The following is a 19,363-nucleotide window of genomic DNA, read 5'->3' as shown; positions in this document are numbered from 1 at the left end:
TCACGATTTGATGTACGGTTTGCCGGATGCCGCCGGCCCGCGGGACTTACCCACCAGTCCGGCCACGGCGAAGATGGTGACCAGGTAGGGCAGCATCAACATGAACTCGCTGGGCACCGGCGAACCGATGATGCTCAGCACGTTCTGCAGGTTGCTGGCGAAGCCGAACAGCAGGGCTGCGAGGGTGGCCCGGATCGGGTCCCAGCGGCCGAAAATCACCGCGGCGAGGGCGATGAAGCCGGCGCCGGCCGTCATCTCCTTGCCGAAGGCGCCCACCGAGCCGAGCGTGAAGTACGCGCCACCGAGGCCGGCCACGGCGCCCGCGAGGGAGACATTCCAGAACCGGGTGCCCGTGACGTTGATGCCCACGGTATCGGCGGCCTGCGGGTGCTCGCCCACCGAGCGGAGGCGGAGGCCCCACCGGGTGTGGAAGATGCCGTAGTAGACCAGGGCCACGGCGATGTACATGATGTACACGATCAGTGTCTGGCGGAAGAAGACCGGCCCGATGATCGGGATCTCGCTGAGCAGCGGGATGTTGATGCGCTCGAACTTGGGCGGCTGGTTCAGCAGCGATGCATTGGGCGCCAGCACCTGGGAGAACAGGAACCCGGTCAGGCCGGTGACGAGCACGTTGAGCACCACACCCACGATGACCTGGTCGACGAAGTACTTGATCGAGAACGCGGCGAGCACGAACGACACCAGCACGCCGGCCACCATGGCCGCGAGGAGTCCGAGCAACGGCTGCTGGGTGACCGACGCGACGACAGCCGAGGTGAACGCGCCGGCGAGCAGCTGCCCCTCGATGGCCACGTTGACCACGCCGACCCGCTCGGAGATGACGCCGCCGAGGGCGCCGAAGATCAGCGGAACGGCCAGGCTCAGCGAACCGAACAGCAGGCCGGGCACGGGGATGCGCGCGTCGGCGGATGCCCAGGCCAGGAAGCCGAGCAGGAGCAGGAACGCGAAGACCGAGATGAGCCAGAGCGGAACCTTGCGGCGGGTCTGCACCATCCAGGCGCTGAGCCCGGTGATGAGCGCCAGCAGCACCGTCACGACGATGCCGGTGGGCAGCGTGGGCAGCGGCACATCCGGCAGCTGGATCAGGTCGCTGGACGTGGAGAGCACCATGGTGCTGGTGCCGGAGCGGCCGAAGACGACCAGCAGCAGGAACCCGAGCACGGTGAAGATGCCGAGGATGATCGGCACCTTCCAGCTCTTGATGACGGCGGTCGCCGGCCCCTCGTGCGGCTCGGACGGCTGGGTGGGCTGGTTCACGGGAGCGATCGTGCTCATTTCGCCACCACCTCCTGGGTCACGTTGGGAACCGGTCTACGGCGCGGCGCCCCGGGCGCCGGCAGCCGGAAGATCGCGCGCACGAGCGGCGGCGCGGCGATGAAGAGCACGATGAGCGACTGCACGACGAGAACGATGTCGATGGGCACACCCTCGGCGGCCTGCATCGAGAAGCTGCCGGCCTTGAAGGCGCCGAACAGGATGCCCGCGGCGAAGACCCCCCACGGCTTGGAGCGGCCGAGCAGCGCAACGGTGATGGCGTCGAAGCCGATCCCCGAGTCGATGCCGGCGCCGAAGCCGCTGGTGGTGGTGCCGAGCACCTGGTTGATGCCGGCCAGGCCCACGAGCCCACCGGAGAACAGCATGGCGTAGACGTACATGCGCTGCACGCTGATGCCGGCCACCCGGGCGGCGTTGGGGTTCTCGCCCACGGCCCGGAACTTGAAGCCCAGGTTGGAGCGGCCCAGCAGCCACCAGACGAAGAAGGTGGCGGCGATCACCAGGATGAACCCGAAGTGCAGGTTGTAGTTGGGGCCGAGGATGTCGAAGAAGACCGCGGTCTCCTTGGTGGCGGGGCTCTTGGGGTTGTTCGAGCCGGGCGTCTTGAGGAACCCGTCACGCAGCAGGAAGCTGACCAGGTAGAAGGCCACGTAGTTGAGCATGATCGTGGTGATCACCTCGTGCGCGCCGGTGCGTGCCTTGAGCAGGCCGACCAGGCCGCCCCAGAGGGCGCCGCCGAGGACACCGGCCACGAGGGCCGCGATCATGTGGATGCCGGCGGGCAGCTCGAGAGCGAACGCCACCCAGCCGCCGAGGGTCGCGGCGATGAGCATCTGGCCGCGGCCGCCGATGTTGAACAGGCCGACCCGGAAACCGAGCGCGACACCGAGGCCGGCCGCGATCAGCGGGGTGGCGTAGGTGAAGGTCTCGGTGAGCGGCTTGATGCCGTCGGCGAAGCTCGGGCGGCGGAAGTTGTACACCGACCCCTGGAACAGGGCCGAGTAGGCGCCCGAGACCGAGTTCCAGACGGCGCCGATGAGGTCGCCGGGCCGGGAGAAGAAGTACCCGGCGCTTTCCTGCACGGCGTCGTTCGTGAAGGCGATCATCACGGCGCCGACGAGCAGCGCGAGGACCACGGCGAGCACCGAGATGATCGCGTTGCCCGTGGTGATCTCGCGGAAGATGTTGTGCCAGCGCGACGGCTCGGTGGGCTCGGCGGGCGCCGGGGTCGGGGTGGGCTGCTGAGCGGCGCTCATGCTGCGGCTCCTTCTGCGGGGGTTTCGCCCGCCATCATCAGACCCAGAACGGATCGGGGGGTGTCGCCGGGAACGATGCCGACAATGCGGCCGCTGTACATGACCATGATGCGGTCGGCGAGGGCGGCGACCTCGTCGAGTTCGGTGGAGATCACGATCACCGGGGTGCCGGCATCCCGGGTCGCGACGATGCGTTCGTGCACGAATTCGATCGACCCCACGTCGAGGCCGCGGGTGGGCTGCGCCGCGACGAACAGGCGCAGGTCGCGGCTGAGTTCGCGGGCGAGCACGACCTTCTGCTGGTTACCGCCGGAGAGCCGGCCGACGGGCGTCTCGATACCCTGCGACCGCACGTCGAATTCCTTCACCTTGGCTCGGGCGAAGTCGGCGAGGTAGCTCAACTGCACGTTGAACCGCTTGACGAACGGGAGCTTGTTGGAGCGGTCGAGCATGAGGTTCTCGGCGATGGTGAAGCCGCCGACCAGGCCGTCCCTGGTGCGGTCCTCCGGCACGAAGCCGACACCGGCGTCGAGCACCTGGCGCACCGAGTGGCCGCGCAGCGACTTGCCGTCGAGGGTGATCTCGCCCACCACGCGGGGCTGCAGGCCCATGAGCGCCTCGGTCAGTTCGGTCTGGCCGTTGCCCTGCACGCCGGCGATGGCGAGGATCTCGCCGACCTTGACGTCGAAGCTGACGTCGTTGACGAGGATCTGGCCGAGCGGGTCGATCACGGTGAGGTTGGTCACCACGAGCGCCGGGGCGCCGGGGGTGGCGGGCGCCTTGTCGACGGTGAGGTCGACGGCGCGGCCCACCATCAGGGTGGCGAGTTCTTCGTTGCTCGCGGTCGGTGAGGCGGTGCCGACGACCTTGCCCAGACGGATGACCGTGATGCGGTCCGCGACCTCGCGCACCTCACGAAGTTTGTGGGTGATGAAGACGATGGAGGTCCCAGCGGCCTTGAGCTGGCGCATGATGTTCATCAGCTCGTCGGTCTCCTGCGGCGTGAGCACCGCGGTGGGCTCGTCGAAGACCAGCACCTTCGCGTCCCGGGACAGCGCCTTGATGATCTCCACGCGCTGCTGGACACCGACGGGGAGGTTCTCGACGAGGGCATCGGGGTCAACGTTGAATCCGAAGCGGTCGGAGATCTCGCGGACCCGCTTGCGCGCGGCGGGCAGGTCGAGGCGACCGCCGACCTTGGTCTGCTCGTGGCCGAGCATGACGTTCTCGGCGACGGTGAACACCGGGATGAGCATGAAGTGCTGGTGCACCATGCCGATGCCCGCGGCCATGGCGTCGCCGGGCCCGGTGAAGTGTTGGGCGACCCCGTCGAGCAGGATCTCGCCCTCCTCGGCACGGTACAGGCCGTAGAGCACGTTCATCAGCGTTGACTTACCGGCTCCGTTCTCGCCGAGCAGGGCGTGGATTTCGCCCTCCTCGATGGTGAGGTTGATGTCGTCATTGGCAACCAGGGCACCGAATCTCTTCGTAATGCCGCGAAGTTCGAGCTTCATAGTCTTCGATTCTATTGAGGTGCTGCCCGGCCGGGGTCCAGGCGGGGCGGTAGCCGGAACAGACCACGCAACGAAACGGGGAGGCCAGCGTGACGCTGGCCTCCCCGGTGCCCTGACGGGCGGTCGTGCTAAACGGTAATGCCGGTGGAACTGGGTGTTACTTGGGCGTGGCGTCGCTGGTCACGACGATGTCGCCGCTGATGATCTGCGCCTTGAGGTCGTCGAGCTCGGTGACCAGGGCGGGGTCGACCTTGGACTCCCAGTCGTGCAGCGGGGCCAGGCCGACGCCCTCGTTCTCGAGCGTGCCCACGTACGGGTCAGAGGAGAAGTCTCCGTTGGCCGCGTCGGTGACGATCGCGTCGGTCGCATCCGTCATCGACTTCATGATGGAGGTGAGGTAGAGCGCCGCGAACTCGGGCGTGGTCTCGAACAGGTCGCTGTCGACACCGACGATGGCGACGTCCTTGCCGGATTCGTTGATGGCCTGCGCGGTGCCCTGGAAGAGCGGTCCGGCGACCGGGAGGATGATGTCGGCGCCGGCGTCGATCAGGCCGGCGCTGAGCGTCTTGCCCTGGTTGATGTCGTCGAAGCCGCCGGCGAACAGGCCGGACTGCGTGGCCTTGTCCCAGCCGGTGAGCTTGACGTCGGTGCCCTTGGCGTCGTTGTAGTACGCGATGCCGTCAGCGAAGCCGTCCATGAAGATGGTGACGGACGGGTACTGCATGCCACCGAAGGTGCCGACGGTGCCGGTCTTGGTGGTTCCTGCAGCGAGGTAACCGGCCAGGAACGCGGCCTGCGCGGTGTCGTAGAGCACCGGCTTGACGTTGTCGAGGGTCAGCGGGCTGAAGTCGTCGTTGGACAGCGCGGAGTCGATGATCGCGAATTCCACGTCGCTGTTGGCCTGTGCTGCGTCGCGGGTGGCGTTGGCGAGGGCGAAGCCGACGGTCAGGATGAAGTTGCAGCCCTGGTCGACCATGCTCGTGACGTTGCCGGCGTACTGGTCCTCAGAGGTGGACTCGGCCTGCTTGAATTCGACGCCGAGTTCCTCGGATGCCTTCTTCATGCCGTCGAAGCTGGACTGGTTGAACGACTTGTCGTCGAAGCCGCCGAAGTCGGAGACGATGCAGGGCAGGAAGTCCGCGTTGGCGCTGTCGGACGAGCCGGACGTCGTGGGGGCCGGCGCACACGCCGCGAGCAGAGCGAGAACGCCGAGTGAGGCAAGGCCGCCGAGCGTTGCCTTGCGGGTCGTGATTGTCAAGATTGACCTCCAGATGAGGCCCGGCGTGGGATCGCGCGGGCTGGTATATGGAGTACACGTTACCCAGAACACCCCTGCTCAGATGAGCAAAGCGGCACTGTAGCCAAAAGGTTATCAACCCGCGACATTCTGGAAATCCGGTGGACACAAATCGTCATCTACCGGGGCTAATGCTGAGCAACCCGTCGTGGGCGCGCACAAGCCGGTCAGAGCACGTCCGAGCTGCCGGAGAGCCGGAGGGCGTCGACGACGGCCTTGACCTTCTGGGCGTTCGCGCTGGTGGTGACCAGGAGCGCGTCCGGGGTGTCGACCACGACGATGTCGTCCACGCCGATGAGCGCGATCATGCGCTTGGTGTGGCTGACCACGATGCCGCTGGAGGAGTCGGCCAGCACCCGGGCGCCCTCGCCGAGGATCGCCAGGTCGCGCTTGCGGCCGTTGGCGTGGATCTTGGCGATCGACGCGAAGTCTCCCACGTCATCCCAATCGAACTGGCCGGGGATCACGGCGAGCTTGCCCTTGACGGCGGCCGGTTCGGCTACCGAGTAGTCGATGGCGATCTTCTTGAGCTTGGGCCAGACCTGGTCGACCACGGCGCCGCGGCGGGGCGTGTCCCAGGCCTCGGCCAGTTCCAGGAGCCCTGCGAGCAGCTCGGGCTCCGACGCACCGATCTCTTCGAGCAGGCGGTCGGCGCGGGCGATGAACATGCCCGCGTTCCACAGGTACTGGCCGCTGGAGAGGTAGCGCTTGGCGGTGGCCGGGCTGGGCTTCTCCACGAACGAGTTGACCGACTGGGCGCTCGGGGCGCCGTCGATGTCGAGCGGGCCGCCGGTCTTGATGTAGCCGAAGCCGATCGCCGGCTCGGTGGGCTGGATGCCGATGGTGACGATGAGGCCGGTGTCGGCCGCGGCGATGGCCTCGACGACGGCCTGGCGGAAGGCGGCCGGGCCCTTGATGACGTGGTCGGCGGCGAACGAGCCGATGATCACGCCCGGCTCGCGGCGCTCGAGGATGGCGGCGGCGAGGCCGATCGCGGCCGAGGAGTCCCGCGGCTCGCTTTCGAGCACCACGTTGAGGTCGGCCAACTCCGGCAGCTGCTCCTCAACGGCGGCGCGGTGCGCGCGGCCCGTGACGACCATGATGCGCTGGTCGCCGGCAAGCGGTGCGAGCCGGTCCCAGGTGGCGCGGAGCAGCGTCTGACCGCTGCCGGTGAGGTCGTGCAGGAACTTCGGTGCATCGGCGCGCGAGAGCGGCCACAGCCTCGAGCCGATCCCACCGGCGGGGATCACACTGTAGAAGCGGTCGAGGGCATCGCTGGAGTGGGACATTGCGCCAGACTACCGGTTCGTCGCCCCTGTTCATCGAGGGTTCACCCGGCGGACGTTCGGGCTGCCTACTGTGGCGGCATGAGGGTTGCCGTCGTCAGCGAAAGCTTCCTCCCCACGGTCAGTGGGGTCACCACGAGCGTCTGCAAGGTGCTCGGCGAACTGCGCCGCACCGGCCACGAGGCGATGGTCGTGGCTCCGTTCGGGGCCCCGGACTCGTACGCCGGTTTTCCGGTACACACGGTGCCCGCTCTGTCCTACCGGCAGTTCCCGGTGGGGTTGCCGAACCCCCGGGTACTGGGGCTGCTGGCCGACTTCCAACCGGATGTGCTGCACGCCGCGTCGCCGTTCCTGCTCGGCGCACAAGGCATCGCCGCGGCCCGGCGCCTCGGGGTGCCCAGCGTGGCGGTGTTCCAAACGGATGTGGCCGGCTACGCCCACCGCAACCACCTCGGCCAGGCGACCCGGTTGGCCTGGTGGTTCGTCAAGTGGGTGCACGACGGCGCCGACCTCACCCTGGTGCCCTCCGAGGCCTCGATGCGGGACCTTCGCCGCATCGGTGTGGCCAACCTGGACCGCTGGACCCGCGGTGTGGACCTGGACGGTTATCACCCCAACAACCGGCGTGACCCCAGGGTGGCGGCGCTGCGCCAGACCCTGGCCCCGGCGGGCGAGGTCGTGATCGGCTACGTGGGGCGGATCGCCCCGGAGAAGCAGGTCGAACGGTTCCGCGCGCTGCGCGGGCTGCCCGGCATCAGCATCGCGCTGGTCGGCGACGGGCCGTCCACTCCCCTGGTGGCCCGGGCGCTGGCCGGTATGCCGGTCACCTGGCTCGGCCGGCTCGCCGGGCCCGAGCTCGCCGCCGCCTACGCGGCATTCGACGTGTTCCTGCACGCGGGCACCGAAGAGACCTTCGGCCAGACCCTGCAGGAGGCGCACGCGGCCGGACTGCCCGTCGTGGCACCCAGGGCCGGCGGTCCGATCGACCTCGTCGACCACGGCACAGACGGCTTCCTCTTCCAGCCCGACGACGACGCAGACCTGCGCCGCCACGTGGCCGCGCTCGTCGCCGACAGGTCGCTGCGGCACCGGATGGGCGAGGCGGGCCGCCGGGCGGTGCTCGGCCGCAGCTGGGAGAACGTCTGCGGCACCCTGTTCGACTACTACCAGCGGGTCATCGACGAGGGGCTCGCCCGCCGCGCGGAGACCCTGGTGCCCCTGGCACAACGCCGCTGACCCCGCCGGCCGGCCCGGCACAGGTACGGCGCAAGAGAGAGGGGTACAAAGCCTCTGTTCCGGCCGCGCTGCTTAGGCAGCCCTAACCGACTTATCTCGTTGTCGAGACATAGACTGTAGGCACGTGTTTGTTCAACGATGACACCTCGTTCAGCAGGGGTCACGACTCAGCCAGGGAGGGTTGGTCATGCCACAGAATTCGGCAGGGGCCCTGACAGCTCAGCGGAAGACGACCTCGCGTCGCCCGGCCGGAACGCTCTACCGCGGCCGTGAGGGCATGTGGTCCTGGGTGTTGCACCGGATCACCGGGGTGGCGATCTTCTTCTTCCTCCTCGTGCACATCCTCGACACCGCTCTCGTGCGGGTCAGCCCCGAGGCGTACAACGCCGTGATCAGCCAGTACCAGACGCCCATCATGGGCCTGGGCGAGACCGCCCTCGTCGCCGCGATCGTGTTCCACGCCTTCAACGGCCTGCGGATCATCGCCATCGACTTCTGGAACGCGAAGTACCAGCGGGTGCTCTTCTACGTGGTCATCGGCCTGTGGCTGGTCACCATGATCGCCTTCGTGCCCCGCCACCTGATCAACGTGTTCAGCCACTAGGAGGACCGGATCATGACTTCGACTCTCGCCGCCCCCCGCAGCCCGTACGCCCGCACCCCGCACAAGCGCGGCGTGAACTGGGAGAAGTGGGGCTGGATCTACATGCGCGTCTCCGGCATCGTGCTGGTCGTGCTGATCTTCGGCCACCTCTTCGTCAACCTCATGGTGGGCGAGGGCGTCAGCGCCCTCAACTTCGCCTTCGTCGCCGGCAAGCTGGCGAACCCGTTCTGGCAGTGGTGGGATGTGGCCATGCTCTGGCTCGCCCTCATCCACGGCGGCAACGGCATGCGCACCCTCGTGAACGACTACGCCACCACGCGTGTCGGCCGCGGCATCCTCAAGTCGGCGATCCTCGCCGCGGTGGTCATCCTGATCGTGCTCGGCACACTCGTCGTCTTCACCTTCGACCCGTGCCCCGCCGGAGCGCCCACCGACCTTCTGCCCACTTTCTGCCAGGCCCTCTAGGCCCCCAAGGAGCTGCAAAAACTTCCATGACGGATGCACCTGTGACCAACCCCGAATCCACCATCGTCGACGGTGTGCACTACCACCAGTTCGACATCGTCATCATCGGGGCGGGAGGAGCGGGCATGCGCGCCGCCATCGAGGCCGGCCCGAACGCATCCACCGCGGTGATCTCGAAGCTCTACCCCACCCGCTCGCACACCGGTGCGGCACAGGGCGGCATGGCCGCGGCCCTGGCGAACGTGGAGGAAGACAACTGGGAGTGGCACACCTTCGACACCGTCAAGGGCGGCGACTACCTCGTCGACCAGGACGCCGCAGAGATCCTCGCGAAGGAAGCCATCGACGCGGTCATCGACCTCGAGAACATGGGCCTGCCGTTCAACCGCACGCCTGAGGGCAAGATCGACCAGCGCCGCTTCGGCGGCCACACCCGCGACCACGGCAAGAGCCCGGTGCGCCGCGCCTGCTACGCCGCCGACCGCACCGGCCACATGATCCTGCAGACGCTGTACCAGAACTGCGTCAAGCGCGGCATCAACTTCTTCAACGAGTTCTACGTGCTCGACCTGATCATGACGAACGTCGACGGCGTCGACCAGCCCTCCGGCGTGGTCGCCTACGACCTCGCCTCCGGGGAGCTGCATGTCTTCTCCGGCAAGGCGTTCATCTTCGCCACCGGCGGTTTCGGCAAGATCTACAAGACCACCTCCAACGCGCACACCCTCACCGGCGACGGCGTGGGCATCATCTGGCGCAAGGGCCTGCCGCTGGAGGACATGGAGTTCTTCCAGTTCCACCCGACCGGCCTGGCGGGCCTGGGCATCCTGCTCACCGAGGGCGCCCGCGGTGAGGGCGCGATCCTCCGCAACGCCTCCGGCGAGCGGTTCATGGAGCGTTACGCGCCCACCATCAAGGACCTCGCCCCGCGTGACATCGTGGCCCGCTGCATGGTCAAGGAGGTCGCGGAAGGCCGCGGCGCCGGCCCCAACAAGGACTACGTGTACCTGGACTGCACCCACCTCGGCGCCGAAGTGCTCGAGACCAAGCTGCCTGACATCACCGAGTTCGCCCGCACCTACCTCGGCGTCGACCCCGTCACCGAGCCGGTGCCCGTGATGCCCACCGCGCACTACGCGATGGGCGGCATCCCCACCAACGTCAAGGCCGAGGTGCTGCGCGACAACACCACCGTCGTGCCCGGCCTCTACGCCGCCGGCGAATGCGCCTGCGTCTCGGTGCACGGCTCCAACCGGCTCGGCACCAACTCACTGCTGGACATCAACGTGTTCGGCAAGCGCGCCGGCAACAACGCCGTCGAGTACGTCAAGACCGCCGAGTTCGTGCCGCTGCCCGAAGACCCGGCCAAGTTCGTGCGCGAACTGCTCGCCACCATCCGCACCTCCACCGGCACCGAGCGCATCGCCGTGCTCCGCCGCGAGCTGCAGGAGGTCATGGACGCCAAGGCACAGGTGTTCCGCACCGACGAATCCCTCTCCGAGGTGACCGAGACCATCCACCTGCTCCGCGAGCGTTACAAGAACATCGGCGTGCAGGACAAGGGCCGCCGGTTCAACACCGACCTGCTCGAGGCCGTCGAGCTGGGCTTCCTGCTCGACCTGGCCGAGGTCGTCGTCTACTCCGCGCGCAACCGCAAGGAAAGCCGCGGCGGCCACATGCGCGACGACTATCCCCTGCGCGACGACGTCAACTACCTGCAGCACACCATGGCCTACCTGTCCGGCGACGCGCTGTCGGCGGATGCTGCCGACCACATTTCGCTCGACTGGAAGCCCGTGACCATTACGCGCTACCAGCCGATGGAGAGGAAGTACTAGTGAGCACCCCCACCCTCGAGAAGCCCCCCGCGGTTCCCGAAGAGATCCAGTCGTTCACGGTCACCCTGTCGGTGCGCCGGTTCAACCCGGAGACCGACGAAGACCCGCACTGGGAGAACTACGACGTAGAAATGTACGCGACGGACCGCATCCTGGACGCGCTGCACAAGATCAAGTGGGAACAGGACGGCTCCTTGAGCTTCCGCCGCTCCTGCGCGCACGGCATCTGCGGCTCCGATGCGATGCGCATCAACGGCCGCAACCGCCTGGCCTGCAAGACCCTGATCAAGGACCTCGACATCACCAAGCCCGTCACCGTGGAGGCCATCAAGGGCCTGCCGCTGGAGAAGGACCTGATCGTGGACATGGAGCCGTTCTTCGCCTCCTTCCGCGAGGTGCAGCCGTTCCTGATGGCGCAGAACACGCCCAAGGACGGCAAGGAGCGCATCCAGACCGTCGCCCAGCGCGAGCGTTTCGACGACACCACCAAGTGCATCCTCTGCGCCGCGTGCACGTCGAGCTGCCCGGTCTTCTGGACCGACGGCCAGTACTTCGGCCCGGCCGCGATCGTGAACGCACACCGGTTCATCTTCGACTCCCGCGACGACAGCGCCGCCGTGCGCCTGGACATCCTCAACGACAAGGAAGGCGTCTGGCGTTGCCGCACGACCTTCAACTGCACCGAAGCCTGCCCGCGCGGCATCCAGGTGACGCAGGCCATCGCCGAGGTCAAGCAGGCCATCATGCGGGGCAAGCCGTAACGAGCCCGCCCACGGCCCCGGCCGCTCAGCGCCCGGCGGGCCTCACTCGGCGTCGCTGAGGTCGAGACGCCGCAACACCAGCACCGACGCCGTTCCGAAGGCTGCGACGCCCCCGCCCAGGGGCAGCAGCGCGAACGCGTCGGTGCTGTCGTGTGTGCGCTCGTGTGCATGCCGGGCGGATGCCGGCCCCTGAACGGCCGCGGCCGCATCCGCTGCCAGTAGCGCGGTTCCGCCGCCCACTCCGGCCAGCAAAACGGCCGCCCAGAGCAGCCGGCGACCGACACCCCAGCGGGTGACCGGCCGGCGTGCGGCCCGTGCGATCGGCGTCGATGACATGGTGCACCATCCAGGTTCGAAGATGGAGAGCCGGCTCGGGTGGGGCGGCAGGAGCATCGTTGCAGGCGCCCCGGTATCGCACAAGACTCGAGAGAGCCTCAGCACCCGGATGCGCCTCGGTTTGGGGGTCGGCGGCGGTGCGTCTCCGGGCGGCGTCACACCTTCTCGTTAGGCTGGGTCGATGAAGATCGGCGACCTCATCAAGCGTGTCATGGCCTCCCGACCGGTGCGGGTATTCACCCATTTCGGGCAGAGCCGCGGCCCGGTGCTCGCCGCCGGCATGGCGTACCAGGCCATTTTCGCCATCTTCGCCGCCCTGTGGCTCGTGTTCTCCGTCGCGGGTCTGTGGCTCACCGCGAACCCCGACCTGATGGACCGACTGTTCGCACTCATCAACCAGTCGGTGCCCGGGCTGATCGGCGAGAAGGGCGTGGTCAATCCGGACACCCTCGCCAACACGGGCGCGCTCACCTGGAGCAGCGCCATCGCCCTCGTGGGATTGCTCGCCACCACCCTCGGTTGGCTCAACACGACCTCGCAGGCCGTGCGCGGCATCTTCGGGATGGGCCAGGAGACCACGTTCTTCGTGCTGGTGAAACTGCGCGAACTCGGCCTCGGCCTCCTGTTCGGCCTGGCACTGGTGGTGTCCGCCGTCATCTCGATCGTCAGCACGGAACTTCTGCGCTCTGTCCTGGGCCTGTTCGGCCAGGGCGCCGACTCGTTCTGGTTCATCGCGTCGAGCCAGGCCGTCGGACTGCTGATCGTGCTGATCATCGACACGCTCACCCTCGCCGCCCTGTTCCGGGTGCTGTCGCACGTGCGCATCCCTTGGCGCAATCTGCTCGTCGGGTCGCTGCTCGGCGCGATCGCGCTCGGGGTGCTCAAGGTGCTCGGCGCCGCGCTGCTCGGCGGTGCGGCCAAGAACCCCCTGCTGGCCGGCTTCGCGGTGATCATCGGTCTGCTGATCTGGTTCAACCTCACCTCCACGGTCACGCTCATCTCGGCGTCCTGGATCGCGGTGGGCATGCAGGACGCCGGAATCCCGCCGTCCAGCCTGAGCGCCGACGAGGCCAGGAAGCTCGCCGAGGAGGAAGAGGCCGCGGCCCGGCGCCTGGTCGTGGAGGCTGAGCTGCGCGACGCGCGCGCCGCCGCGGCGGACGCCTCCTGGTTGCAACGCCCCGGCCGGAACCGCAGACTGCGCAAGGCCGAGCGGCAGGCGGAGAAGTACGACGTGCACGAGCCGGCCGGGCGCTGACCCGGAGCCGGACCGGCCAGGGCCGTCGCTCGCGCGGGCGGGCGACGTCCGCCCCCGGCCTCCGCGACCGCCGTCAGGGGCACTCGGTAGAATCGGCGCATGCCGTCTTCTTCGCACGATTCGACCACCAAGCCCCTCCGCATCGCCAGCATCAACACCAACGGCATCCGTGCCGCGTTCCGTAAGGGCATGGGCGACTGGCTCGCCACCCGAGACGTCGACATCCTCGCCATTCAGGAGGTGCGTGCCGCGACGGAGGACATCGAAGCGCTGCTGGGCCCCGAATGGAGCATCCTGCACGACGCCGCGTCGGCGAAGGGCCGCGCAGGCGTGGCCATCGCCAGCCGCAAGAGCGCGTCGATCCACCGGGTCGAGCTCGGCCACCCCGACTTCGACAGCGCCGGCCGCTGGCTCGAGGCCGACTACGAGGTGAACGGCAAGATCGTGACCGTGGTGAGCACCTACGTGCACTCCGGCGAGGTCGACACCCCCAAGCAGGTCGAGAAGTTCACCTTCCTCGACTCGATGCTCACCCGGCTGCCCGAACTCGCCGCGCACAGCGAGCGGGTCGTGGTGCTCGGCGACCTCAATGTGGGGCACCGCAAGTTCGACATCAAGAACTGGAAGGGCAACGTGAAGCGCGCCGGCTTCCTGCCCGAGGAACGCGCCTACTTCGACAAGATCCTCGGCGCCGAGGACGAGGCCGACTACAACAACGGTGCCGGCCTGGGCTGGGTGGACGTGGGCCGCAAGGCCGCCGGCGAGGTGGACGGACCGTTCACCTGGTGGTCCTGGCGCGGCCAGGCGTTCGACAACGACACCGGCTGGCGCATCGACTACCAGCTCGCGACTCCCGCACTGGCGGCATCCGTCGTCAACTACACGGTCGACCGGGCGGATGCCTACGACCAGCGCTGGTCCGACCACGCCCCCGTGGTCGTCGACTACAACATCTAGCTCGTCCCCTCGCCGCACCGCGGCCCACGCTCAACGAAAGACACCCCATCATGACCAAGACCCGCCTCTACTCCGGCATGCAGCCGTCCGCCGACTCGCTGCAGATCGGCAACTACATCGGTGCGCTGCTGAACTGGAAGAAGCTGCAGCAGACGCACGACGCGTTCTTCTCGATCGTGGACCTGCACGCCATCACCGTGGCGCAGGACCCGGCCAAGCTCCGCGAGAACACCCGCGCGACCGCCGCCCAGTACATCGCCGCGGGCATCGACCCGGCCGAGTCGACCCTGTACGTGCAGTCCCACGTGGCCGCGCACGCGCAACTCGCCTGGGCGCTGAACACGCTCACCGGCTTCGGCGAGGCCAGCCGGATGACCCAGTTCAAGGACAAGTCGCAGAAGCAGGGCGCCGACGCCACCACGGTGGGGCTGTTCGCCTACCCGGTGCTCATGGCCGCGGACATCCTGCTGTTCCAGAGCGAGATCGTGCCGGTGGGCGAGGACCAGCGCCAGCACGTTGAGCTCACCCGCGACCTGGCGGCCCGGTTCAACTCCCGCTTCGGCGACACCTTCACGGTGCCCGAGGCCTCGATCATCCGGGACACCGCGAAGATCTACGACCTGCAGAACCCCACCTCGAAGATGTCGAAGTCGGCCGAGTCGCACGCCGGCGTGATCTGGATGCTCGACGAGCCATCCGTCACCGCCAAGAAGATCATGCGGGCCGTGACCGACGCCGAGGGCGGTGTGGTCTTCGACCGGGAGAACAAGCCCGGCGTGGCGAACCTGCTCACGATCTACTCCGTGATGGCGGAGCGTTCGATCCAGTCGCTCGAGGACGAGTACGCCGGGAAGGGCTACGGCGACTTCAAGAAGGGCCTGGCCGAGGTGGTCACCGAGACGTTCGGCGCGATACGCGGACGGACGCTCGAGCTGCTCGACGACCCGGCCGAGCTGGACCGGATCCTGGCCGGCAACGCCGACCGGGCCGCAGCCGTGGCCGACGTCACCCTCGCGAACGCGTTCGAGCGCATGGGCTTCCTGGCGCGCCGCTGAGGCGTTCTCTCCACTGATGCGACCGGTCGAGCTGTCCTCCCCGCTGCTCTGCTTGGATGCCCCGCGCCCGGCGGACGCGGCTCTGGTGTTCGAGTACTGCCAGGACCCGGTGATGCCGCGGTACCTGGCGCGCCTGCCGTCGCCGTACCGGTTCGAGGATGCCACCGACTTCGTCACCGGTTACGTGCCGGACGCGTGGGCCGGTGACCTGGAATACACCTGGGCGGTGCGCGGGGCGGTCGGACCGGAGCTACTCGGTGTGATCAGCCTGAGCGTGCCGGTCGGGTCTGCGGCGTCTGTTGCCGGGCCGGGTGTGGGGTCGGGTTCCGCGTCCGGTTCGGATTCGCAGTCCGGCACGGCGCGTCGCACGAGTTCGATCGGGTTCTGGCTCGGCGGCGCGCACCGGGGCCGGGGCCTCATGGTCGAGGCGCAGCGGCTGGTGCTCGACTGGGGCTTCTCGACCGGGCTCTGCGACGCCGTGCACTGGGAGTGCGTGGTCGGCAACCTCGCGTCGGCGCGGGCTGCTCGGAAGGCCGGGTTCCGCTTCACCGGGCAGGGGCCGGCGGGGATCGCGTATCGGAACGGGACGCATCCGCCGTCGTGGAAGGGCGCGCTGCACGCCACCGACGACCGCACACCGCCCGCGGGCTGGCCAGCCGAGGTCGTGGGCGCATGAGCCGCGCCGTGCGCTCCGGCGGGCGCCTGAGGCCGGTGAGGCTGCAGTGACGGATGTGATGGGTGTGACGCCGCCCGTTGTGGTGCTCTTCGACCTCGACGACACCCTGTTCGCGCACCGCGAGGCCGTGGCCGCCGGGATCCTCGGGCACGTCGCCGCGCAGGGCGGCCGGGGCGCGGCCGCCGATCCGCACTCGGTCGTGGCGCTCTGGAACGCGCTCGAAGAGCAGCATTATCACGCCTACCTCGCGGGCGAACTGGACTTCGCCGGACAGCGCAGCGCCCGGGCGCGGGACTTCGCCGCGGCGCACGGGGTAGAGCTCACCGAGGCGGAGGCCACCGCCTGGTTCAACGACTACTTTGTGCACTACCGGGCGAACTGGCGCCTGCACGACGACGCTCTGCCGTGCCTGGATGACCTCACCCGGCGCATCCCCGGCGTGCGATTCGGGCTGATCACCAACGGCGAGCAGGCCTACCAGAGCGTGAAACTGGCCGACACCGGGCTGCACGCCCGGGTGGAGCACGTGGTCACCTCGGCCGAGTTCGGCCTGGCCAAGCCCCGGGCGGAGATCTTCCAGCACGCCTGCGCCCTCTTCGGCGCCGACCCTGCCCGCTCGGTTTATGTGGGCGACCGGTTGCGCACCGACGCGATCGGCGCTGCCGCCGCGGGCCTCACCGGCGTCTGGCTGGACCGGGTCGGCGCCGCCGGCCCTCCCCCGCCCGACGCCGACCTCGCCGAGGCCCGCACGCTGGGCGTCATCCGCCTGACCACCCTCACCGCGCTGCCCGCCCGCCTCGCCCCGAGCTAGCCCAGCGGGCTACCGCTCGAGGCCAAAACGCGGGTCAGACGCCGCTCCGCCGGTGGCACGCCAGGTGCGGAACGGCGCCACGCCCGCGCTCCCCCACGCGCGGGCCCCACGCCGCTGCGCGGGAGGCACGCCGCTGCGCGGGAGGCACGGCCGCTGCGCGGGAGGTGCGCCGCTCCCGCCCGGCACCCGCGGAACGGCGGCGCACCCGCGCACCGCGTCACGCGGGTCAGGCGCCGCCGCGCGGGTGGCACGCCAGACGCGAAACGGCGCCGCACCCGCGCAACTCAGAAGAGTGACGGATGCGGCGCCGAAGTGGTGTCCGCTGAGGGGCTACTGGGGCCTGAGGCTAGAGGACGTCCTCGTCGACCCAGTCGAGGGTCTTCGTGACGGCCTTCTTCCAGTTGCGCAGCAGACGGGCCCGCTCGGCCTCTTCCATGTCGGGCTCCCAGCGGGCGTCTTCCTGCCAGTTGGAGCGCAGTTCGCCCAGGCCGCTCCAGAAGCCCACGGCCAGGCCGGCCGCGTAGGCCGCACCGAGCGCCGTGGTCTCGGCGACGACCGGGCGCACCACGGGCACGCCGAGGATGTCGGCCTGGAACTGCAGCAGGAGGTTGTTGGCCGTGGCGCCGCCGTCAACCTTGAGCTCGGTCAGCGGCACGCCGGAGTCGGCGTTGACCGCGTCGATGACCTCGCGGGTCTGGAAGGCGATGGCCTCCAGCGCCGCGCGGGCGATGTGGCCCTTGTTGACGAACCGGGTCAGGCCGACCAGCGCGCCACGGGCATCCGACCGCCAGTACGGCGCGAACAGGCCGCTGAACGCCGGCACGAAGTAGGCGCCGCCGTTGTCGTCGACGGTGCGGGCCAGGGTCTCGATCTCACTGGCCGACGAGATCAGCCCGAGGTTGTCGCGCAGCCACTGGATGAGCGACCCGGTCACGGCGATCGAGCCCTCGAGCGCGTAGTGCGGTTCGGCGTCGCCGAGCTTGTAGCCGAGCGTGGTGAGCAGCCCGTTCTTGGAGTGGATGATCTCGGTGCCGGTGTTGAAGATCAGGAAGTTACCGGTGCCGTAGGTGTTCTTGGCCTCGCCCTGGTCGAACGCGGCCTGGCCGAAGGTGGCGGCCTGCTGGTCGCCGAGGATGCCGGCGATGGGCACCTCGCGCAGCAGGCTGTGCTCGTTGACGGTGCCGTAGACCTCACTGGAGGAGCGGATCTCGGGCATCATCGAGCGCGGAACCCCGAAGATCCCGAGGATCTCGTCGTCCCATTCGAGGGTCTCGAGGTTCATGAACAGGGTGCGGCTGGCGTTGGTGACGTCGGTGGCGTGCACGCCGCCCTCGAGCCCGCCGGTGAGGTTCCAGAGCACCCAGGTGTCGGTGGTGCCGAACATCAGGTCGCCGGCCTCGGCCTTTTCGCGGGCCCCGTCGACGTTCTCGAGGATCCAGGCGATCTTGGTGCCGGAGAAGTAGGTGGCCAGCGGCAGGCCCACGATGGGCTTGAACCGGTCGCCGCCGCCATCCGCCGCAAGACGGTCGACGATGGCCTGCGTGCGGGTGTCCTGCCAGACGATGGCGTTGTACACCGGCAGCCCGGTGGTGCGGTCCCAGACCACGGCGGTCTCGCGCTGGTTCGTGATGCCCACGGCCTCGATGTCGTGGCGGGTGAGGTTGGCCTTGGACAGGGCCTGGCCGATCACCTGACGGGTGTTGCCCCAGATCTCCATCGGGTCGTGCTCGACCCAGCCGGCGCGGGGGAAGATCTGCTCGTGTTCGAGCTGACCGGTCGAGACGATCGAGCCCGAGTGATCGAAGATGATCGCGCGGGTGCTCGTGGTGCCCTGGTCGATGGCGAAGATGTACTTGTCACTCATGTCGGAACTCCTGTGTTGGGACGCGGTTGGTGAGATTGATGGGTGGATGGCTGAAGGGTCAGGCAAGGATGGGAAGCAGGATCAGGGAGGCCCAGCCGGCGAGCACGCCACCGATGACCGGTCCGGCGACGGGAACCCACGAGTAGGACCAGTCGGAGCCGCGCTTGCCCTTGATGGGCAGCAGGGCGTGGGCGATGCGAGGGCCGAGGTCACGCGCCGGGTTGATGGCGTAGCCGGTGGGCCCGCCGAGCGAGGTGCCGATCACGATCACCAGCAGCGCCACCGGCAGGGCACCGAGGGCGGCCAGGCCGCCGTTCTCGCCCTGACGTCCGCCGCCGAACGCGATCACGACGAACACCAGCACGAACGTGCCGATGATCTCGGTGACCAGGTTCCAGCCGTACGAACGGATGGCCGGCCCGGTCGCGAACACGCCGAGCTTGTTCGCCGGCTCCGGTTCCTGGTCGAAGTGCTGCTTGTAAGCCAGCCAGACCACGACAGCGCCGATGATGGCGCCGATCATCTGGGCGGCAATGTAAGTGAGCACCGAGATGACGTTCACCGGCACGCCAGAGCCGAACTCGGTCGCGCCCGAGGACACCAGGCCCAGGGTCACCGCCGGGTTCAGGTGCGCTCCCGAGTTGTAGGAGACGATCACACCGGCGAAGACCGCGAGGCCCCAACCGATGGTGACCATGAGGAAGCCTGCTCCGAAGCCCTTGTTCTTTGTGAGAGCGACGTTGGCGACGACGCCACAGCCGAGGAGCACCAGGAGGGCCGTGCCCACCAGCTCCGAGAGGAATACAACACCGAGATTGTCCACGTTGACCTTTCGTGTTTTTTAGGAGACGCC

At 68.5% G+C, this 19,363-nt stretch carries 18 protein-coding genes; 10 read left to right on the top strand and 8 right to left on the bottom strand.

What is annotated here, in order from left to right; genetic code table 11:
- The 5 genes from PA27867_RS03020 to PA27867_RS03000 form a co-directional block, all read right to left on the bottom strand.
- Nucleotides 1-1,299: an ABC transporter permease gene (locus PA27867_RS03020; protein ID WP_066593000.1), complete on the bottom strand. Its 1,299-nt coding sequence runs from the start codon at nt 1,297-1,299 to the stop codon at nt 1-3.
- Nucleotides 1,296-2,555 (bottom strand): ABC transporter permease, encoded by a 1,260-nt coding sequence (locus PA27867_RS03015; protein WP_084020614.1) that lies wholly within the window; start codon nt 2,553-2,555, stop codon nt 1,296-1,298. The genes PA27867_RS03020 and PA27867_RS03015 overlap by 4 nt, the downstream gene beginning before the upstream one ends.
- Complete coding sequence (locus PA27867_RS03010) at nt 2,552-4,069, bottom strand: ABC transporter ATP-binding protein (RefSeq protein WP_066592998.1); 1,518 nt, start codon at nt 4,067-4,069, stop codon at nt 2,552-2,554. Before PA27867_RS03010 ends, PA27867_RS03015 begins: the two co-directional genes overlap by 4 nt.
- Before the next feature lie 157 nt (nt 4,070-4,226).
- Nucleotides 4,227-5,327, bottom strand: a complete 1,101-nt coding sequence (locus PA27867_RS03005) for a BMP family lipoprotein (RefSeq protein WP_066592997.1) — start codon at nt 5,325-5,327, stop codon at nt 4,227-4,229.
- Between the two features lie 206 nt (nt 5,328-5,533).
- Nucleotides 5,534-6,655 (bottom strand): mannose-1-phosphate guanylyltransferase, encoded by a 1,122-nt coding sequence (locus tag PA27867_RS03000; protein ID WP_066592995.1) that lies wholly within the window; start codon nt 6,653-6,655, stop codon nt 5,534-5,536.
- A gap of 78 nt (nt 6,656-6,733) precedes the next feature.
- On the opposite strand from PA27867_RS03000, the gene PA27867_RS02995 reads away from it, so the two are divergent.
- The 5 genes from PA27867_RS02995 (at nt 6,734) to PA27867_RS02975 (ending at nt 11,556) form a co-directional block, all read left to right on the top strand.
- Entirely contained in the window at nt 6,734-7,888 is a 1,155-nt protein-coding gene (locus PA27867_RS02995; RefSeq protein WP_066592993.1) for a glycosyltransferase family 4 protein, read from the top strand.
- A 187-nt stretch (nt 7,889-8,075) separates the two neighbouring features.
- Nucleotides 8,076-8,492 (top strand): succinate dehydrogenase, cytochrome b556 subunit, encoded by a 417-nt coding sequence (sdhC, locus tag PA27867_RS02990; protein WP_084020612.1) that lies wholly within the window; start codon nt 8,076-8,078, stop codon nt 8,490-8,492.
- A gap of 12 nt (nt 8,493-8,504) precedes the next feature.
- Entirely contained in the window at nt 8,505-8,957 is a 453-nt protein-coding gene (locus PA27867_RS02985; RefSeq protein ID WP_066592988.1) for a succinate dehydrogenase hydrophobic membrane anchor subunit, read from the top strand.
- A 26-nt stretch (nt 8,958-8,983) separates the two neighbouring features.
- Nucleotides 8,984-10,795 carry a succinate dehydrogenase flavoprotein subunit gene (gene sdhA / locus PA27867_RS02980; protein WP_066592985.1) on the top strand — a complete coding sequence of 604 codons (1,812 nt, stop codon included), beginning with the start codon at nt 8,984-8,986 and terminating at the stop codon, nt 10,793-10,795.
- A complete protein-coding gene (locus tag PA27867_RS02975; protein ID WP_066592982.1) occupies nt 10,795-11,556 on the top strand; it encodes a succinate dehydrogenase iron-sulfur subunit in 762 nt (253 codons plus the stop codon). The genes sdhA and PA27867_RS02975 overlap by 1 nt, the downstream gene beginning before the upstream one ends.
- Nucleotides 11,557-11,598: 42 nt before the next feature.
- On the opposite strand, the gene PA27867_RS02970 is transcribed toward PA27867_RS02975, so the two are convergent.
- Entirely contained in the window at nt 11,599-11,892 is a 294-nt protein-coding gene (locus PA27867_RS02970) for a hypothetical protein (RefSeq protein WP_066592980.1), read from the bottom strand.
- 181 nt (nt 11,893-12,073) lie between these two features.
- Here PA27867_RS02970 and PA27867_RS02965 point away from each other — a divergent pair, with 181 nt between their 5' ends.
- The 5 genes from PA27867_RS02965 to PA27867_RS02945 all read left to right on the top strand — a co-directional run bounded on the left by PA27867_RS02965 (nt 12,074) and on the right by PA27867_RS02945 (nt 16,646).
- Complete coding sequence (locus tag PA27867_RS02965; RefSeq protein ID WP_066592976.1) at nt 12,074-13,147, top strand: YihY/virulence factor BrkB family protein; 1,074 nt, start codon at nt 12,074-12,076, stop codon at nt 13,145-13,147.
- A gap of 99 nt (nt 13,148-13,246) precedes the next feature.
- Nucleotides 13,247-14,104, top strand: a complete 858-nt coding sequence (locus PA27867_RS02960; protein ID WP_066592973.1) for an exodeoxyribonuclease III — start codon at nt 13,247-13,249, stop codon at nt 14,102-14,104.
- A 50-nt stretch (nt 14,105-14,154) separates the two neighbouring features.
- Nucleotides 14,155-15,159: a tryptophan--tRNA ligase gene (trpS, locus tag PA27867_RS02955; protein WP_084020610.1), complete on the top strand. Its 1,005-nt coding sequence runs from the start codon at nt 14,155-14,157 to the stop codon at nt 15,157-15,159.
- Between the two features lie 16 nt (nt 15,160-15,175).
- Complete coding sequence (locus PA27867_RS02950) at nt 15,176-15,835, top strand: GNAT family N-acetyltransferase (protein WP_066592971.1); 660 nt, start codon at nt 15,176-15,178, stop codon at nt 15,833-15,835.
- 64 nt (nt 15,836-15,899) lie between these two features.
- A complete protein-coding gene (locus tag PA27867_RS02945; RefSeq protein WP_066598908.1) occupies nt 15,900-16,646 on the top strand; it encodes an HAD family hydrolase in 747 nt (248 codons plus the stop codon).
- A gap of 346 nt (nt 16,647-16,992) precedes the next feature.
- Here the strand turns inward: PA27867_RS02945 and glpK are convergent, their stop codons facing one another.
- Both glpK and PA27867_RS02935 read right to left on the bottom strand, forming a co-directional pair.
- Nucleotides 16,993-18,510, bottom strand: a complete 1,518-nt coding sequence (gene glpK / locus PA27867_RS02940; RefSeq protein WP_066592969.1) for a glycerol kinase GlpK — start codon at nt 18,508-18,510, stop codon at nt 16,993-16,995.
- Between the two features lie 58 nt (nt 18,511-18,568).
- The gene (locus tag PA27867_RS02935; RefSeq protein ID WP_066592967.1) at nt 18,569-19,333 is read right to left on the bottom strand and encodes an MIP/aquaporin family protein; all 765 of its coding nucleotides are present in this window, start codon (nt 19,331-19,333) and stop codon (nt 18,569-18,571) included.
- Nucleotides 19,334-19,363: the final 30 nt, after the last annotated feature.

Origin of the sequence: Cryobacterium arcticum, from assembly GCF_001679725.1 — a bacterium.
Taxonomy (GTDB): Bacteria; Actinomycetota; Actinomycetes; order Actinomycetales; family Microbacteriaceae; genus Cryobacterium; species Cryobacterium arcticum_A.
The sequence above is the reverse complement of the archived record's forward strand: the minus strand, read 5'-3'. Positions and strand labels throughout refer to the sequence as shown.

What these genes read in the sequence shown, in the direction of transcription:
- PA27867_RS03020 (WP_066593000.1), bottom strand. Translation starts at nt 1,299, where the DNA reads ATGAGCACGATCGCTCCCGTGAACCAGCCCACCCAGCCGTCCGAGCCG.
- PA27867_RS03015 (WP_084020614.1), bottom strand. Translation starts at nt 2,555, where the DNA reads ATGAGCGCCGCTCAGCAGCCCACCCCGACCCCGGCGCCCGCCGAGCCC.
- PA27867_RS03010 (WP_066592998.1), bottom strand. Translation starts at nt 4,069, where the DNA reads ATGAAGCTCGAACTTCGCGGCATTACGAAGAGATTCGGTGCCCTGGTT.
- PA27867_RS03000 (WP_066592995.1), bottom strand. Translation starts at nt 6,655, where the DNA reads ATGTCCCACTCCAGCGATGCCCTCGACCGCTTCTACAGTGTGATCCCC.
- PA27867_RS02995 (WP_066592993.1), top strand. Translation starts at nt 6,734, where the DNA reads ATGAGGGTTGCCGTCGTCAGCGAAAGCTTCCTCCCCACGGTCAGTGGG.
- sdhC (WP_084020612.1), top strand. Translation starts at nt 8,076, where the DNA reads ATGCCACAGAATTCGGCAGGGGCCCTGACAGCTCAGCGGAAGACGACC.
- PA27867_RS02985 (WP_066592988.1), top strand. Translation starts at nt 8,505, where the DNA reads ATGACTTCGACTCTCGCCGCCCCCCGCAGCCCGTACGCCCGCACCCCG.
- sdhA (WP_066592985.1), top strand. Translation starts at nt 8,984, where the DNA reads ATGACGGATGCACCTGTGACCAACCCCGAATCCACCATCGTCGACGGT.
- PA27867_RS02970 (WP_066592980.1), bottom strand. Translation starts at nt 11,892, where the DNA reads ATGTCATCGACGCCGATCGCACGGGCCGCACGCCGGCCGGTCACCCGC.
- PA27867_RS02965 (WP_066592976.1), top strand. Translation starts at nt 12,074, where the DNA reads ATGAAGATCGGCGACCTCATCAAGCGTGTCATGGCCTCCCGACCGGTG.
- PA27867_RS02960 (WP_066592973.1), top strand. Translation starts at nt 13,247, where the DNA reads ATGCCGTCTTCTTCGCACGATTCGACCACCAAGCCCCTCCGCATCGCC.
- trpS (WP_084020610.1), top strand. Translation starts at nt 14,155, where the DNA reads ATGACCAAGACCCGCCTCTACTCCGGCATGCAGCCGTCCGCCGACTCG.
- PA27867_RS02950 (WP_066592971.1), top strand. Translation starts at nt 15,176, where the DNA reads ATGCGACCGGTCGAGCTGTCCTCCCCGCTGCTCTGCTTGGATGCCCCG.
- glpK (WP_066592969.1), bottom strand. Translation starts at nt 18,510, where the DNA reads ATGAGTGACAAGTACATCTTCGCCATCGACCAGGGCACCACGAGCACC.